The organism is Franconibacter daqui (genome assembly GCF_014644275.1).
Lineage (GTDB): Bacteria > Pseudomonadota > Gammaproteobacteria > Enterobacterales > Enterobacteriaceae > Franconibacter > Franconibacter pulveris.
Map to the genome: position 1 here is coordinate 1,814,372 of NZ_BMKJ01000001.1, position 14,796 is coordinate 1,829,167.

13 protein-coding genes are annotated in these 14,796 nt (G+C 59.8%); 4 read left to right on the plus strand and 9 right to left on the minus strand.

The features are described 5' to 3' along the window. Positions 1–66 precede the first annotated feature (66 nt). The 8 genes from tssA to IEX01_RS08600 form a co-directional block, all read right to left on the minus strand. Positions 67–1,086 (minus strand): type VI secretion system protein TssA, encoded by a 1,020-nt coding sequence (gene tssA / locus IEX01_RS08565; protein ID WP_188723664.1) that lies wholly within the window; start codon positions 1,084–1,086, stop codon positions 67–69. Between the two features lie 11 nt (positions 1,087–1,097). Next, a complete protein-coding gene (gene tagF, locus IEX01_RS08570) occupies positions 1,098–1,814 on the minus strand; it encodes a type VI secretion system-associated protein TagF (protein ID WP_024557975.1) in 717 nt (238 codons plus the stop codon). A gap of 16 nt (positions 1,815–1,830) precedes the next feature. Further along, positions 1,831–5,454 (minus strand): type VI secretion system membrane subunit TssM, encoded by a 3,624-nt coding sequence (gene tssM / locus IEX01_RS08575; RefSeq protein ID WP_188723665.1) that lies wholly within the window; start codon positions 5,452–5,454, stop codon positions 1,831–1,833. 2 nt (positions 5,455–5,456) lie between these two features. Then, positions 5,457–6,695 carry a DotU family type VI secretion system protein gene (locus IEX01_RS08580; RefSeq protein WP_024559626.1) on the minus strand — a complete coding sequence of 413 codons (1,239 nt, stop codon included), beginning with the start codon at positions 6,693–6,695 and terminating at the stop codon, positions 5,457–5,459. 17 nt (positions 6,696–6,712) lie between these two features. Beyond that, positions 6,713–8,056, minus strand: coding sequence for a type VI secretion system baseplate subunit TssK (gene tssK, locus IEX01_RS08585; RefSeq protein ID WP_024559625.1), 1,344 nt, complete (start codon positions 8,054–8,056; stop codon positions 6,713–6,715). Positions 8,057–8,085: 29 nt separating this feature from the next. Next, positions 8,086–8,592, minus strand: a complete 507-nt coding sequence (tssJ, locus tag IEX01_RS08590; RefSeq protein ID WP_024557971.1) for a type VI secretion system lipoprotein TssJ — start codon at positions 8,590–8,592, stop codon at positions 8,086–8,088. Positions 8,593–8,616: 24 nt separating this feature from the next. Then, positions 8,617–9,111 (minus strand): hypothetical protein, encoded by a 495-nt coding sequence (locus IEX01_RS08595; protein WP_024557970.1) that lies wholly within the window; start codon positions 9,109–9,111, stop codon positions 8,617–8,619. A 982-nt stretch (positions 9,112–10,093) separates the two neighbouring features. Next, complete coding sequence (locus IEX01_RS08600) at positions 10,094–10,981, minus strand: alpha/beta fold hydrolase (RefSeq protein WP_188723666.1); 888 nt, start codon at positions 10,979–10,981, stop codon at positions 10,094–10,096. 81 nt (positions 10,982–11,062) lie between these two features. On the opposite strand from IEX01_RS08600, the gene IEX01_RS08605 reads away from it, so the two are divergent. Further along, entirely contained in the window at positions 11,063–11,419 is a 357-nt protein-coding gene (locus IEX01_RS08605; RefSeq protein ID WP_048888624.1) for a MerR family transcriptional regulator, read from the plus strand. Positions 11,420–11,458: 39 nt separating this feature from the next. Here the strand turns inward: IEX01_RS08605 and IEX01_RS08610 are convergent, their stop codons facing one another. Continuing rightward, complete coding sequence (locus IEX01_RS08610; protein WP_024557967.1) at positions 11,459–12,055, minus strand: TetR/AcrR family transcriptional regulator; 597 nt, start codon at positions 12,053–12,055, stop codon at positions 11,459–11,461. A 146-nt stretch (positions 12,056–12,201) separates the two neighbouring features. On the opposite strand from IEX01_RS08610, the gene IEX01_RS08615 reads away from it, so the two are divergent. The 3 genes from IEX01_RS08615 (at position 12,202) to gap (ending at position 14,713) form a co-directional block, all read left to right on the plus strand. Next, positions 12,202–12,591, plus strand: coding sequence for a RidA family protein (locus tag IEX01_RS08615; protein WP_024557966.1), 390 nt, complete (start codon positions 12,202–12,204; stop codon positions 12,589–12,591). Between the two features lie 52 nt (positions 12,592–12,643). Further along, a complete protein-coding gene (locus tag IEX01_RS08620) occupies positions 12,644–13,624 on the plus strand; it encodes a GlxA family transcriptional regulator (protein ID WP_024559623.1) in 981 nt (326 codons plus the stop codon). A gap of 78 nt (positions 13,625–13,702) precedes the next feature. Then, positions 13,703–14,713: a type I glyceraldehyde-3-phosphate dehydrogenase gene (gap, locus tag IEX01_RS08625; RefSeq protein ID WP_188723667.1), complete on the plus strand. Its 1,011-nt coding sequence runs from the start codon at positions 13,703–13,705 to the stop codon at positions 14,711–14,713. The last annotated feature ends 83 nt before the right edge of the window (positions 14,714–14,796 follow it).

Consider the following 14,796-nt stretch of genomic DNA (forward strand, 5'->3'; position numbering starts at 1 on the left):
CCATCAAAGATGCGCGGTGAAGGTGTGTCGCCAGACGCGATGCCCGGCGTCGTAATAAGAGACGCGTCAGTCGCGGCGTCCAAAAATGTTTTCCAGCTGGTGCACGCCATCCGGCGCCAGATCCCGGATGATGTCCATAAAGTTGAGCTCGATAAGCCGCTGCACCCGCTCAATCATCAGCGGCGCGGGGTGGCTCGGCTCGTACTGCGCGAAATAATGCTTGGCTTTCTCCAGCATCAGCTGCGCGTCGGCGCGGCTGGTGACCTGCACGCTGCGCCAGTCCGCAACAAACGGCGCGGCTTGCGCGGCGACAGGCGCAGAGCCGTCCTCCTCACCAACGTCCGCCGCTTCACGGCTCGCCAGCAGCGAGCCGATATCGGTGGCCTGACAGGCGCTGGCGACAAGCCCGACGGTTTTTTGCAGCTGTTCCATTTCCGGTACGCCGCTTTCACCCAGATAGCCGGTCAGCAGTTCGCGGATGGTTTGCAGGCGCTCGTTTATCTGCACGACCGCCTGGATGCCAGGCTGGTCGCCGCGCGCCAGCTCATCGAGCAGACGCGGACGGCCGCCGGGATAGTCCGGGCACTCCGTCTTGCTGCCGTCCAGCAGCGCCTGGGCGTCGCGCAGCGAGATCTCATCGCCGTTTGAGCGCAGGAGCGAAGCGCTGCGCACGGCGCTGGTCAGCTCCGATTTATCGCCAAGCCCCGCCAGCGCGTTGATGCGGTAGAACGGGTCGGTTTCGCCATACTCCTCCAGCAGCGGATAGAGCGGCTCCCAGTAAAGAGAGATGGCCTGCTGCACCAGCAGCAGCCCTTCGGCATAGCCCGCAAGGCCGCGGCGGCGGGTCCAGGCGTGGGTAAGCGCCAGCATAACGCGCAGATCTTTAGTGCGCCCAAGCAGGCTGACGGCGAGCTTTTCTACCGTGGTCCAGTCCGCCGGTTCCGCTGGAATAATGGTGTCGCCGAACTGCTGCTCGGCCTTGCCCTGGCTCGCCTGCTCCATCGCCTGGTAGTCGGCGTCGTACTCCAGGTTTTCGCCGCACGGTTTTTCCGGGCTTATCGGGGCGAGAAAGTCATCAATGCTCATCAGATACCTGCTTACTCAAACATGGGCGGATAGAGGCCATGGCGTCCGGGGCGGGCGCCGCCTGCCGGGTCGAACAGCAGCGTAAAGAGCTGTCCGGTGAAGTTGCCGCTGTGCACGTGGGTGTAAAGCGGGTAGCCGTCGCAGCGGTTGGTCCACCAGAAGCTGGTCTGACGCTGCGGGTCAAAGCACTCCGCCGCCTGCGGCCAGCCCAGGGTGCAGGTCTCTTCCCCTTCATAACCAATTACGTCGAGGATGTCGGAGCGCTTTTCCGGTTCGGCGGGCTGCGGCTTAGGGATAGCCATCAGCGTCTGGTCGAGCTGCTCGGCGGAGTAGCTGTTGCGCACGGCATGCAGCAGCACGCGGCCAAGCTGCTGATACCAGCTTTCCGCCTGGGCCAGCAGGCGCGGCGACCACTCTGTCGGGCTAAAGGCTATCTGGGCGCAGACGGGATACTGGCGGCCTACGCTGTCGCGTCCCGGCAGCAGGCAGCCCATCTGCACCATCTGGCTGCCGAGCATCGGCGGCACGACAAAGTTCCAGACCGGCGCGCTGCCGAACTGGCGCTCGCCGAAGCGCTGCTCTTCCTGAAGCCATGCGTGCAGGCCGACCTGAAACCAGTGCGACCACTGACGCTGGAGCGAGTCGGGAAAGCGACGCTGTAAGAAGTCGCCGGCACTGGGTAACTTTCCGTACCAGCTGTACCAGTTCATCGCAGGAGAATTCGTCATACGGCTGTCCTTGCGGTTAGGGGCATGAAAAACGGGGGAGCTGGAACGGGTTGCGAATGCTGTTGGGCGCAAACTCCAGCGTGACCTGATGGCCATCGACGGTAAACGTGGCCTGGCGGCTCAGGCTGCCGCTCCCCGGGCTGATGCGCGCCTTGTCGAAAAAGCGGTTCAGCGCCCAGGCGCCGTTAGTCACCAGCGTCGAGGTGCTGCCGTTGGTCAGTCCCAGCTGCATGCGCACCTGATTGGTGCCGCCCGGCCCCGGCCAGTTCATGATCTGCACCGCCTGCGGACCATGGCTGTAGCGCAACAGCTGGCCGTCCACATCCAGCGTCAGGTTAAGAATGGTGTTATCCATCCGTACGGTGCGCACCGTAACCTTATAAGAAGGGGTGGTGGCGCCGTTGGCGAAGAAAGCGTCGCGAACAGATTGCGCCTGCTGGAAAGGACGCAGCAGCCCTTCGCTGCCCGGCAGCGTTTTGCCGTCAATGCCCGGCATAAAGCGCCAGTTCGCCTGCGTGGTGTCCACTTTATTGGTCAGGTTGTCGCGAAAAAACGTGTCCATCAGCCCGGTGCCCGGCGCAAACATGCGCGCCAGGTCATCCGGCGTCACTTCGCTGCTGGCGCTGCGCACCAGCGGGTAGCGTCCGGCGATGGCCTGACGGCAGAAGCCGCCCACTTCAACGTTAATGCGCTTGCGCACGTTTTCGAGATCCCGGCGCTGCGTATCGCTGCTCGCGCCCACCGCCATATTGCTGAACATGGTTTGCAAACCGCCCGGCAGACGGCCCGCGCTCGCCTGCAGGCGGCTGATAGCTTCGCCGCCCGGCGCGGGCATGCCGCTGTTCGCCGCGTCCTGTACGGCGGTCAGGTAGCGGTAGAGTTCGTCAACCTGCTTAAGAAAGTCGTCAAAAACGATGGTTTTGCCGCCCTTCTCCAGCGGCTGCGCCAGCTCAATCATCGGCGCGTAGTGGTCAGTGACCAGTTGCTCCGGCGTCTGCGTCATCACCGCGCCCTGGGTCGGCGCTTTATCGCGGTCGCTAAACAGCGCTTCCAGCGTGCGGGTGGCGCGGTTGCTCTGCTCGCTGGCCTGTTCGGCATTTTCCGGCGACGGCGTGTCGCGCGAGAGCGTCAGCACCTGGCTTAAGTTCTGTACCAGCCGGCGCAGCGGCGAGTTGTTGCCGGAAAGCAGCCGCGCCGTGTTGATACGCTGGGAGAGATCGGCGCTGTTGTTGAGCTGGATATCGGCGAGATAGCTGTCCCAGTTGGCGATAAAGTCGCGCATATAGAGCTGGCGCACGGCGTTATCCGTCTGCTGTTTATCTTCCTGCGCCGTCGCGCCGCCCAACACCCAGGCGTCATCTTCATGCAGCGCGGTGGTCACGCTGTCTATCTGGCCGTTGAAGCTTTTCCAGTAACCGTCCGGGGTATAAAGCCCCGGCACCCCTTCGCTCACCGGCTTGCCGCTTTTGCGGGAGAAAACCAGCTCGCTCTGCGGCCCGCCGAGAGCGGCCAGCGATACCGGCTTGAGGTTTTCGTCATGCTCAAGCAGCCGTTTCAGGCGGCCGTAGACGCGGGCGGAAAGCGGCTGACGGTTGATAAGCGCCTGCTCGCGGGCTATCAGCGCCTCGTCTTTCGCATAAGGCGAAGACTGGATCTGCGGCTCCAGCAGCTGCGTCAGGTGCCACTCAAGCTCGCGCAGCTGCGCCTGCGTCACGTTCTGCGGCAGGTTGCGCTCCAGGTTCAGCATCACCCACGAATGCAGGAATTTCCCGTCGTAATGCTTCGGCTGATAAAGCATCTGGTAGGCTTTCAGCGCTTCGTAGCTGTACTCCACGTCGCTGCCGTTGTCGTTGCGAAGCCAGGTGGTGATATGCATGGCGACGGCGGGCAGCAACATCTGGTCCAGCGCTTTTTGATAGAGCGACTGCGACGCGTCGCTGACGTCATAACCGCGGTAAAGCCCCATGCGGCGAGTGACCGGCGGGTCGTTAACGTCGAATTCCTTGCTTTTCGGCAGATCCACCAGGCCATTAAGCAGCGGCAGCAGCGCAAAGAGGTCGCGCTGCTGGAGGTTTTGCAGCGCCTTGCTCTGCTGCTCCACCTGCGGCACTTTCGCCTGCACCTCTTCCAGATACGCTTTGTTTTTACCGTAGCTGGTAAGCCACAGGCCGCCGAGGATCACCAGCAACGCCAGCAGCGCCGCATAGCCGGACCAGATAACCGCGCGGTTGCGCAGCTCCCACCAGCGGTTCTCCCCGGCGATGCCCGCCTCCTGGAAAATGACGTTTTGCAGCAGGTTTTTAATGAAGAAGCTCTGACCTTTCGCCCCCGGGATGGGCGCTTCTTTGCTTACCGAGTCCCAGTTGTCGCCCGCGCTGCCTTCCGGCAGCGAAAGCGCGCGGTTGAGCTCGCCCATCACCCGGTCGAACGGCATCCCTTCCTGCGTGCCGCTCGCGAAGTAAATGCCGCGCGGCGAAAACTCGGTTTCAAAGTTGGAGCGGGCGAACACCGTGCTCAGGTAGTCGGCCAGCAGCGGACGCAGCGCGGCGAACTCCTGCGGGAAGAGGTACGCTTCGGCGCGGGTTTTGGCGTCGTGCTCTTTGAGCATGGTTTCCGGCAGGCCGGCGTCGAGGCGCTGTTGCAGCAGAGAGAATTCCTGCGCGAAGCTGCCCAGCAGGTCGAAATCGGCCTGTTTCGTCTGCTCCCAGGGGAACGTGAAGCCCCAGATCTGGTCGCGCTGCGCCTTGTCGAAATCGGCAAACCAGGCGCGAAAGCCCTTGAGCAGGTCAACCTTGGTCACCATCACATAGACCGGAAAACGGATGCCCAGCTGTTCATGCAGCTCCGAAAGGCGCTGGCGCAGGTTCACCGCCTGCTGGCGCGACACCTCGGCGGATTGCGTGAGCAGGTCTGAAATGCTGATGGTGATAATGACGCCGTTAACAGGCTGGCGGCGGCGATATTTGCGCAGCAGTTCAATGAACTTCAGCCATTCGCCTGCATCCTGCGCCTGCTCGCTCTCCTGCGTGGTATAGCGTCCCGCGGTATCCAGCAGCACTGCTTCGTTGGTAAACCACCAGTCGCAGTTACGGGTGCCGCCAATGCCGCGCAGCGCCGTTTTGCCAAAGCGATCCGCCAGCGGGAATTGCAGCCCGGAGTTGGCGAGCGCGGTGGTTTTCCCGGAGCCGGGCGCGCCGATAATCACATACCACGGCAGCTGATAGAGATACTGGGTGCCGAAGCGCTGCGTCCACTGCGCGCCGCGGTTGCCCGCCTTGCTGAAATGCGCTTTTTTCAGCATTTGCGCCGCTTCGTCAAAACGGCTGGCGAGGACCTGGTCTTCGCTGTTCAGGCGGTTTTGCGGGTCCACCGCCTGCGGCTCGGTGGTGTTCTCTTTAAGCTTGTCCATCAGCTTGCGGTTGAGCCAGGCGTTATAAAGCCGCGGCACAATATGGCTCTGGGCCCAGATAAAGTAGACCACCACGATGCTGATGATGCGGTTCTGCTCCGATTCCAGCGGCCGGGTATCGACGATGGAGAGCAGCGGACCAATCATCCAGATCACTGCCGAAAGCGCCGTGACGCCGAGGAACCCCCACAGCAGACGATTGGTAAGAATGGAAAGAAGTGTAGTCAGCATCCTTAGTTTCCTTGCGGCAATCCGTTCAGCTCAGCCCGGGTGTTTTCAGGCGACACCAGCAGCGTAATTTCCACACGGCGGTTGCGGGCGCGGTTTTCCGGGGTGTTATTCGGCGCCACCGGGTTCATCTCTCCCCGCCCTTCCGCTTTCACGCGTTCAGGTTGCGAGAGACTTTCCTGTAGCTGTTTTTGCACCGAGCGGGCGCGCTCCAGCGAAAGTTCATAGTTAGAGGCGAAGCGTGCGCTGCGAATCGGCACGTTGTCGCTGTAGCCCACCACCAGGATCTTGCCGCTGACGTTGTTCATCGCCTGGGCGATGCGGTCGATAACCGGATCGTAGCGGTCTCGCACCACGGTCGAAGCGGAAGCGAACAGCCCGTCGCCTTTGAGGATAACCACGCTGCGGTCGGCCTCATCTTTCACCGCCACCAGCCCCGCCTCGATTTCCGGACGCAGGAAGCCGCGCAGGTTGAGCACCGCAGGCAGACGCTGCGCCGGTTGCTGAATGGTCGCTTCGGGCAGTGGCGTCTGGTAAATCTTCGCCAGCACCGGGTTGGTGACGTCGCCGAGCCGCCAGTTGAGAATGATGTAAAACAGGCAGCCGATGAAACCTGCAAGCGCCACGCAGGCCCAGAGCGGCACCATCGGCCGCCACAGTTTACGCAACACCGGCTGGTCTTCCGGGTGCGGCGAAAGCGGCGGCGGGTAACTGCCGCGCACGCCGCGGATCATCTGCCATAACCGCTGCTTAATGGTCTCCAGCTGGGTGCGGCCGTTGTCCAGCACCCGGTAGCGCCCTTCAAAACCGAGCAGCAGGCAGTAGTTGATCATCTCCAGCAGCAGGATGTGCTCGCGCGGGTTTTGCGACAGGCGCGCCAGCAGCTGGAAGAACTTCTCGCCGCCCCAGGTTTCGTTATGGAAGGTCACCAGCAGCCCGCTGCCGGACCAGACGCCGCTGCTTCCCCACGGCGTGAGCGCGGCGGCTTCGTCAAGCGCCGTACAAAGGCAGTAACGGGCGCCGACAATCACTTCATAAGGCAGCCCCGCCTGCTGGCAGCGCACCTCGAAGCGACGGATCTCATCAATTAAACGCTGGCGCAGCCCCGCCTGGTCGTCATGGGAGACGGAATGGCGGATTTGCGGGATGGCGTTAAGCAGCGGATTGGCCGCCGCCACCAGGGGGTTATTGCCACTCGCTCCGGTAAACGCGGCATCGCTGCCGGAGGCCTGTCGTTCCTGCATAATAAGCGCTCGCTTGATTATTCTGTCGGGCTACGGATGGCCCAAAACTCCATATCCAGTCCCGGGAATTCGCCCGCCAGATGCAGGGCGAACGCGCCGGACTTATCCATTTCACCCCACAGCTCGCCGCCCTTTTCCAGTTCGAAGTAGCTGTAACCGGCGTGCCAGGGGATTTGCGGCGGCGCCACCGGCATGGCGCGCAGCACAATGCCCGGCAGTTGAAGCTGGACCAGATCGCGGATTTTAGAGACGGGCGCCACTTTCATCTGCGCCGGGAAATGGGTTTGCAGATGCTCGCCCGGCACGTTGGCTTTCACCGCCAGCACAAAGCCAAATTCGCGCACCATGCTGATTTCCGGGACGGTGGCGATGTTGAGTCCATGAGAGCGTTCGTTGAGCGGCAGCTGGATGGCGTGGTCTTCCATCACCAGCGACAGCCCCTGGCGCAGCAGCAGCATCAGTTTGCTAAAGCAGCCCGCGAGATCGTCATGGTCATAAACCGGCAGCACGTTTTCCGCGGCGCGCTGGGCAGTCCAGGTGGCAAGCTCCGTGGCGAAAGGCAGCCAGCTGCGCCAGAGCGTCTCCGGGTGAATAAGAGGCAGCGTTTTAACGTGCGAGACGTCGCCAAGGTGGCGGTTCACCAGCGCCAGCAGCGTAAACTCAATCAGCTCGGAGGTATTGAAACGGCCCGGCTGGCGCAGGCGGCCGCCAATCTGCTGGCTGCGCTGCACCAGCAGACCGTGCAGATCGTTAATCATGCTGTAGATTTGCTGGCTGTTGTTGGCGTTGAGCATCGGCGGAATGTAGCTGTTATCCAGCCGCACGTGGTTGTCGTTGCGCTTCTCAACGACAACCGCGACGCCGATGGCGGTCCACTCCGCCGTCAGATCTTTTTCCAGCATCAGTTGCAGGCGCAGGCGGCCGAACTGCACCGTCGCTTCGCCAACCGACATCGCATTGTCGTCTTCCACTTCCTCTTCGAAAGTCACGAAGCGCGCCAGCGAGGCCTTCTCTTCGCTAAAGACCACCTCTTCGCGCCCGCCCCGGCGGACCGGCAGCGCCAGCACCACTTTTTCCCCGGAAAGGTTATCGGGGATGTGCAGCGGCGGCGGGCCGTTGCGGCCGTCGCGGAAATGGAAAAAGGTGCCGTCAGGCAGAAGCCCGCTGGCGTAGCTCAGCGCCACGCAGCCCTGGCGCAGCATCGCCTCGTCCAGTTCCAGATCGAGAAAACCCCACAGGTAGGGGCGTTGCAGCGAACCCCATTCGCGGATGTTGCTTTGCAGGTAACTTTCCGCACGCTGAAAATGGTGCGGGCGCAGGAACATGCCTTCGGTCCACACGACCTTTTCTGCTTTCGTCATGATGTTGTGTTTTCCTGTAAGGAAACGCGTTACTGGCTAATGACGCGGATCCCGTTTACGTCAAGAAAGAGACTGGCCTGCAGCTCGTCTGCGGACCATTTCCAGAACTGGTAGAGATGGCTTTCGCCCGGTACAGGCAGAGGAAGAGAAATGCGCCACTTTTTGCCGTCCAGCGCCTGGTACTCCGCCATCACGCCGATGTAGCGCGCTTCCGGCGAGCTTTGTCCGCTCAGCGTTTTCGAAAGCTGGCCTGGCATGAGGAAGAACACGTCGCTGTTCAGCAGATTCGCGCCAAGCACGCCTGACGCGTTGTTCTGCAGGGAGTAGAAATCGGCGGACATAAAGTCCGCATCTGATTTCAGCAGCAAGACCCTGACTTTAAGCGGCGCAGAGTCGTTGATTTGCGGATGAGCCTGAAACTGAAGAGTGTAGCGGGAGGGCTCGCTGTGTGAAGACGATGCGCAACCACTGACCAACGTGAAAATCAAAATACCAAACGCCAGGCAGACCCGGCCAAAAAAGTTTTTGTTATGCATAGGGATTCGCTCGCAGAAGCGGGATTAATCCAGAATCCAGGTACCGTTGTTGCTGTCCTTGCAGGCTTTGCCGCTGCCGTCAACGTTCACGCAGGTCGCTTTTTTACGTGCTTTCGGGCGAATGGCTTGCTTGCGGACCGTCGCGTCATACTGGTCGGCTTTCACCACGGCGCGCATCGGCACATAGCCAATCAGCTCGTCTTTGCCTTCGTCAGCCAGCGCCATCCAGAAGTGCTCAACCTGCCCTAACACTTCATAGGTTTTACCGGTTTCAAGGGTGCGAATGACTTTACCGCCGAAATCCGGACGGCTCATCAGCGAGGCCGGGTACAGCGCGCGGTAAGAGACATTTACCGGGGTAAATTCCGCAGGCGGAGAGACCGCATAACGGTGAGTCAACGTAACGCCATTGACCTGGCTTGTGACGATCGTGTCATCTGTTAATGCCGGTTTCTGCGGCGCTTTACAACCTACAACAGCAAAGACAAACAAAAGAGAAAGGAGCGTTCGCATTTTCATATGCTTTTCCGTAGCAATATTCTTGATGATGGTTGATGAGGAGGTGAAATTTGACTTAAGTGCTATTATTAAAGAAAGATGAATTTTTTAATTCCGCTTTCCTGTGCAAAGAGCATAGCTACCGCACGAGCCTTGCGAATAAGGCCCAGCCGTAACCTGACATTTTTTGACAAACCGGAAACAATTCTACAGCACCTTTTCTTCAATTCAATATTTACCCTTTTCTTTCGACTGTTTTTAACGCGGGCAAAAGCATTATAAGACTAATCTTAGGTTCATTTTTTTAAAGGGCCGGCACATTGCAAATCTCGCTTATTAAGCGAACCCGTTAAAAGACCAACTTATTGATTTATATAATATTTGTCAAAAGTATAATTTAACGCCTTAACGGATTGTCATTATGCTCACCACTACCATAATTAGTAGTTAAATGGCCTTAAAACCCTTAAGAATATATTTATAAGAACGAATAATTGCATTTTAAAAGTATGTTTCAAAAGGTGTCATCGACGGCGCTATGACGCGAAAATGTAAACCGAACGGCGTTTAGCAATAATATCGGCAGAAAAAATAACGCCTGGTTACTTATAAATTCGCAGAAAAAAGCCCTTATGGTTTGTGTATTTTCTCAATGAATAATTTTAGCCGGGCTAAACTTTATTAAATCTCACTACCGATATACGAGCAGCCGGAAGAGAGAATATATTCTTAATGACATCAGTAAATCCTTAAGCCCCCTATTTCCAGAAACCCGTCGCGACGCGGCTGCTTTCAGCATTAGCCGTGCGTCTGGCAAACTTCCCCGGCTACAAACGCAAACCCTGCCGCTGCAAAAAATGTTTATAAAAGCGACAAACCGCTTTTTCTGCTTATTTGGATTTAAGCCCCGCTAAACTAACGCGGCGGGGCTTACGCGTGATCGCCTGCCGGCGCAAAGCGCAGGTTTCCATTCAGTATACGCCTGCGGGCCTGAGCGCTTTACTTACAGACTGCCAGCAAAGCGAGCCAGATCCTGGTTAAACCGCGCAGGCTCTTCGATAAACGGCGCATGCCCGGAATGCGCATACAGGCGTGACTGAATGCGCGGATTAACCCTCGCCGCCTGCTTAAGCGAGGCCTGTGGGCGCACCAGTGCATCGTGCTCGCCATAAATAAACAGCAGCGGCACGCGAACGTCTTTCAGTCCCTGCTCCAGCGGCACGCTCAGGGAGGGCACCGCCCGCTGCATTGGCCAGGCCGCTAACGCGGCGTTCGCCAGCAGGCGCTCAAACATTGCCGCATCCGGCTCGCGCCAGAAGCACAGGCGCAGAAAAGCGCGTTCGCCATCCAGGTGGGTTTTTAAATCCCCGGCGGTCATATCCCGATAGACTTCCGGGTGCGCAGGGATAAGCGCGGGCGTTAACGCCACTACCCCATCGACATAGAGCGCGCCGCTTATTCCGGCGTCGCCATACAGGGCAAGATAATTCGTGATGACCGCGCCGCCCAGCGACCAGCCTACCAGCAGCGGTTTGCGGGCGCGGCTGGCGTCGATCACTGCCGCCAGGTCTTCTCCCCACCGTTTACCATCCCGGTAGGCCGCTTCCTGCTCCGGCTTATCCGAAAGCCCATGGCCGCGCAGATCATAGGTGATAAGACGAAAGCGCTGGAGCTGCGGGTCATTAAGCTGTTGCTCCCAGTTCAGGCGGCTGCCGAGCAGGCCGTGAATAAAAATTATCGGCTTTCCCTGCGGGTCGCCGCGCTCCTGCACCGCCAGGCGGACGCCATCCGGCGCCGTTACGGTGTAGTGCTTTTCCGCCGCCAGAACCGATACGCTAACCAGCATCAGCAATAAAGAAAGTAACAGGTGACGATAAACAGATAACGCCATAAAGATCTCCTCGGGTTTATGCTTCAGGGGTATCCTGAACCCTGACACTAATGTCAGAGTCAAGCACCATGAGGAGCGGAGATGACGTTATCTATCGGCGAGCTTGCGAAGGCGACGGGCGTTAGCGTCCGGGCTATACGTCATTACGATCGGCACGGGTTGGTGAGCGCCACGCGCGCCTGCAACGGCTATCGCTATTTTCCCGAGCAGGCGGTGACGCAGGTCAGGCAAATTCAGCGGCTGATCGCCATGGGATTCAGCATTGAAGAGATACGCGGCTTTCCGGACTGCATGCGCCTGATTGAGGGCGCCGCTTTTTGCCCGGAAACCCAGCCGGTTCAGTACCAGCGTCTCGCCGCCATTGAGCGGCAGATAGCGGAGCTGGAACGGCGGCGGGCGCGGCTGCTTAAGACCCTTTCACAGGGCGTGGAGAAATAGCCCGCGCTGACCCGCGCGGCGTTGCCAGCGGGGCGTTGGTTAGCGGGGGTTGACGAGCAGGCCGCTCGCGAGATGTTGAAACGCCTCGGTCGCTTTGGCGAGGGTCGCTTGCGGCGTCTCGCTTGCGGCGACCCAGAGCGCCGCGTTAAACGCGGCGCCATTGAGCAGGCGCGCCGCCGCCTCCACGTCGACCGGCTTGACTATCCCCTGCGCTATCAAAGCGGTTACCGCCTGACGCGTGGCCTCAAGGCAGGCGTTCTGGCTCGGCCAGTGCGAAGGGTCGCCAAGAAAAGCGGGGCCGTCGAGCAGGACAATGCGTTGCACCTCCGGCTCAAGCGCCATCTCGATGTAAGCGACGCCTTCCGCCAGCAGCTTGCTCCAGTCATCTTTTTGCCCATTCGCCCGGCTTCTGGCTCGCTGCGCAATCTCTTCATCTACCTGAGCGACCACCGCCGCCAGCAGCCCCTTTTTATCGCCAAAATTGGGGTAGAGCGCGCCGCGGGTCAGCCCGACGCTTGCAGTCAGCTCATCCATTGAGGCGGCGGCAAAGCCTTTTTCCGCGAACGCCTTGCGCGCTGCGGCAATCAGCTTGCCCCGGTTCTCTTCCATCGTTTCCGCACGACGTTTCGCCGCCATCGTCTCTCTCCTATTTCACATACGCATCGTATTTCATTTGACATACGCGCCGTATGTGTAATGATTTCCACATACGCAGAGTATATGAAAATTACTCTGCCGTCGTACATCCCAGACATTTAACTCCGCTCAACAAGAGGTGCAGCATGATTCCACGTGAACCCATTTTCCCCGCCGACCGCCACGCCCTTTATGAGCAGCATGGCTACTCCGCCGCTATCCGCTCCGGCGATTTGCTGTTTGTATCAGGCCAGGTGGGCAGCCGCCCGGACGGCACGCCGGAACCCGATTTCGCCGCGCAGGTCAGGCTCGCGTTTAATAACCTTCGGGCCACGCTCGCCGCGGCGGGCTGCACGCTGGACGACCTTATCGACGTCACCACCTTTCATACCGACCCGGAAAAGCAGTTCGACACCATCATGGCGGTGAAACAAGAGATGTTCCCCGCTGCGCCCTACCCAAACTGGACCGCCGTGGGCGTAAACTGGCTCGCCGGGTTTGATTTTGAAATTAAGGTTATCGCCCGCATCCCGTAAAATGCGAGCCTGTCCGCTTGACTTATTCTGTAAGCAGCGTACTTTTCAGGACATGAAAACGTTCCTGATTATTGTTCCCGACGGCGGCATGCTGTTCGAAGCCGCCGGTATCGCCGATATCCTGATGCAGGCCAACCGCCATCATGCGGAGAATAGCCCGCAGCCGCGCTACCGGATTAGCATGGCCACCACGCAGCCTCATCAGGTTATTCACGGCCAGTCCGGGCTGAATCTGCTGGCGGATCACCGCCTGGCGGAGCTTGACCCGCGCGTTGCTTACGACACCATTATGATAACCGGCCGCGGCCTGAGCGAAGAAGAAGGCGCCGCGGTGGTGGACTGGGTGCGCCTTGCCGCGCCGCATGCGCGCCGGGTGGTGTCCGTCTGCGGCGGCGCGCTGCTGCTGGCGCAAGCCGGCCTGCTTGACGGACGACGCGCCACCACCCACTGGCGGCTGCTGGAAACCCTGCAAAAGCAGTTTCCGCAGGTGAAGGTGGAAGGCGGCCCGCTTTATATCCAGGATGGCCCGGTCTGGACTTCCGGCGGCGTGACCTCCGGCTTTGACTTAACGCTGGCGCTGGTGGAAGAAGATTACGGTTTTACCCTCGCCCGCGACGTGGCGCAGGACCTGGTAATGTACCTGCGCCGCCCCGGCGGCCAGCTGCAGTTCTCCCGTTATCAGCTCAAGCCCGCCAACAGCAACGGCCCGCTAAGCGAGCTGCAAAACTGGATTCTGGACAATCTCGCGGAAGATTTATCGGTGGAAAGGCTGGCGGAACGGGTGGCGATGAGTCCGCGTAACTTTACTCGCGTCTTTACCCGGGAAACCGGCGCGCCTCCGGCGCGTTACGTGGCGGAAGCGCGGCTCGCCGCCGCCCGTCACCGCCTGGAGCAGACCCATGAAACGCTGGAACGCATTGCGGCGGTTACCGGCTTTGGCAACAGCATTAACCTGCGCCGTCTCTTTGAGCGCCAGCTTCATCTCACCCCTGGCGAATACCGCCAGCGCTTTCATTCCAGCAAAATGGCGTAAAGTGATCCTTTTTTGTCATTTACGCCATGACGCAGTCGGCCTACCCTGAACTCAGACATCCCAGAGAAGGAGTTAATCATGGTTAAGGTCGGTATTAACGGTTTTGGCAGGATTGGACGTAACGTTCTGCGCGCGGCGCTGGACAATGCGGATATTCAGATCGTGGCGATTAACGATCTCACCGACAGCAAAACGCTCGCGCATCTGCTCAAATATGACTCTTTGCTCGGCACGCTGCCAGTTACGGTGGAAGCAGGCGAAGGCGAGCTGCGCGTGGATGGCAAACCGGTGCGCGTTTTCAGCGAACGCGACCCGGCGCAGATCCCCTGGCGCGACGCGGGCGTCGAGATTGTGATTGAAGCGACCGGCTTCTTCACCGATCGCGAAAAAGCCGCCGTTCACATCAGCAGCGGCGGCGCGAAGCGGGTAATTATCTCCGCGCCGGGCAAAAATGACGACCTTACCATTGTGATGGGCGTTAACGACCGGCAGTACGACCCCGAGCGTCATTTCGTGGTCAGCAACGGCAGTTGCACCACCAACGGCCTGGCGCCGGCGGCCCAGGTGCTGCACCAGAGCTTCGGCATCGAACACGGCCTGATGAACACCACCCACGCCTACACCAACAGCCAGGCGCTGCACGACCAGCCGGAGAAAGATCTGCGCGGCGCACGCGCGGCGGCGTTGTCGATTGTGCCTTACTCCAGCGGCGCGGCGAAGGCGCTCGGCAAGGTTATCCCCGAGCTGGATGGACGCCTGACGGGCTATTCGCTGCGCGTGCCGGTGCCGGTAGTGTCGATTGTCGACCTGACGGTCACGCTTAAGCGCGACGTCACCGTTGAGGAGGTCAATGCCGCGTTCCGCCAGGCCGCAGAAGCGGGCCCGCTGAAAAATATTCTTGGCTACAGCGACGAGCCGCTGGTTTCCAGCGACTATCGGGGCGACCCGCGTTCGTCTATTATCGATGGGCTTTCCACGCTGGTGATTGGCGGCAACCTGGTCAAGATCCTCGCCTGGTATGACAACGAGTGGGGCTTCTCAAACCGGCTGGTGGATCTGGCGCGGATGATGGCGCAACGCGGACTTTGAGCTTTCGCGTAACGCAAAGCCGCGGCCTGAGGGCGGCGGCTTTTTTTGTATTGCCTGTTCCATCGTTCCCTTGCCTGGAGACG

Bases quoted from the DNA above. Each gene is read 5' to 3' on its own strand.
- IEX01_RS08615 (WP_024557966.1), top strand. From the start codon at position 12,202: ATGATTCCACGTGAACCCATTTTCCCCGCCGACCGCCACGCCCTTTAT.
- IEX01_RS08600 (WP_188723666.1), bottom strand. From the start codon at position 10,981: ATGGCGTTATCTGTTTATCGTCACCTGTTACTTTCTTTATTGCTGATG.
- IEX01_RS08610 (WP_024557967.1), bottom strand. From the start codon at position 12,055: ATGGCGGCGAAACGTCGTGCGGAAACGATGGAAGAGAACCGGGGCAAG.
- tssA (WP_188723664.1), bottom strand. From the start codon at position 1,086: ATGAGCATTGATGACTTTCTCGCCCCGATAAGCCCGGAAAAACCGTGC.
- gap (WP_188723667.1), top strand. From the start codon at position 13,703: ATGGTTAAGGTCGGTATTAACGGTTTTGGCAGGATTGGACGTAACGTT.
- IEX01_RS08620 (WP_024559623.1), top strand. From the start codon at position 12,644: ATGAAAACGTTCCTGATTATTGTTCCCGACGGCGGCATGCTGTTCGAA.
- IEX01_RS08605 (WP_048888624.1), top strand. From the start codon at position 11,063: ATGACGTTATCTATCGGCGAGCTTGCGAAGGCGACGGGCGTTAGCGTC.
- tssM (WP_188723665.1), bottom strand. From the start codon at position 5,454: ATGCTGACTACACTTCTTTCCATTCTTACCAATCGTCTGCTGTGGGGG.
- IEX01_RS08595 (WP_024557970.1), bottom strand. From the start codon at position 9,111: ATGAAAATGCGAACGCTCCTTTCTCTTTTGTTTGTCTTTGCTGTTGTA.
- tssJ (WP_024557971.1), bottom strand. From the start codon at position 8,592: ATGCATAACAAAAACTTTTTTGGCCGGGTCTGCCTGGCGTTTGGTATT.
- IEX01_RS08580 (WP_024559626.1), bottom strand. From the start codon at position 6,695: ATGCAGGAACGACAGGCCTCCGGCAGCGATGCCGCGTTTACCGGAGCG.
- tssK (WP_024559625.1), bottom strand. From the start codon at position 8,056: ATGACGAAAGCAGAAAAGGTCGTGTGGACCGAAGGCATGTTCCTGCGC.
- tagF (WP_024557975.1), bottom strand. From the start codon at position 1,814: ATGACGAATTCTCCTGCGATGAACTGGTACAGCTGGTACGGAAAGTTA.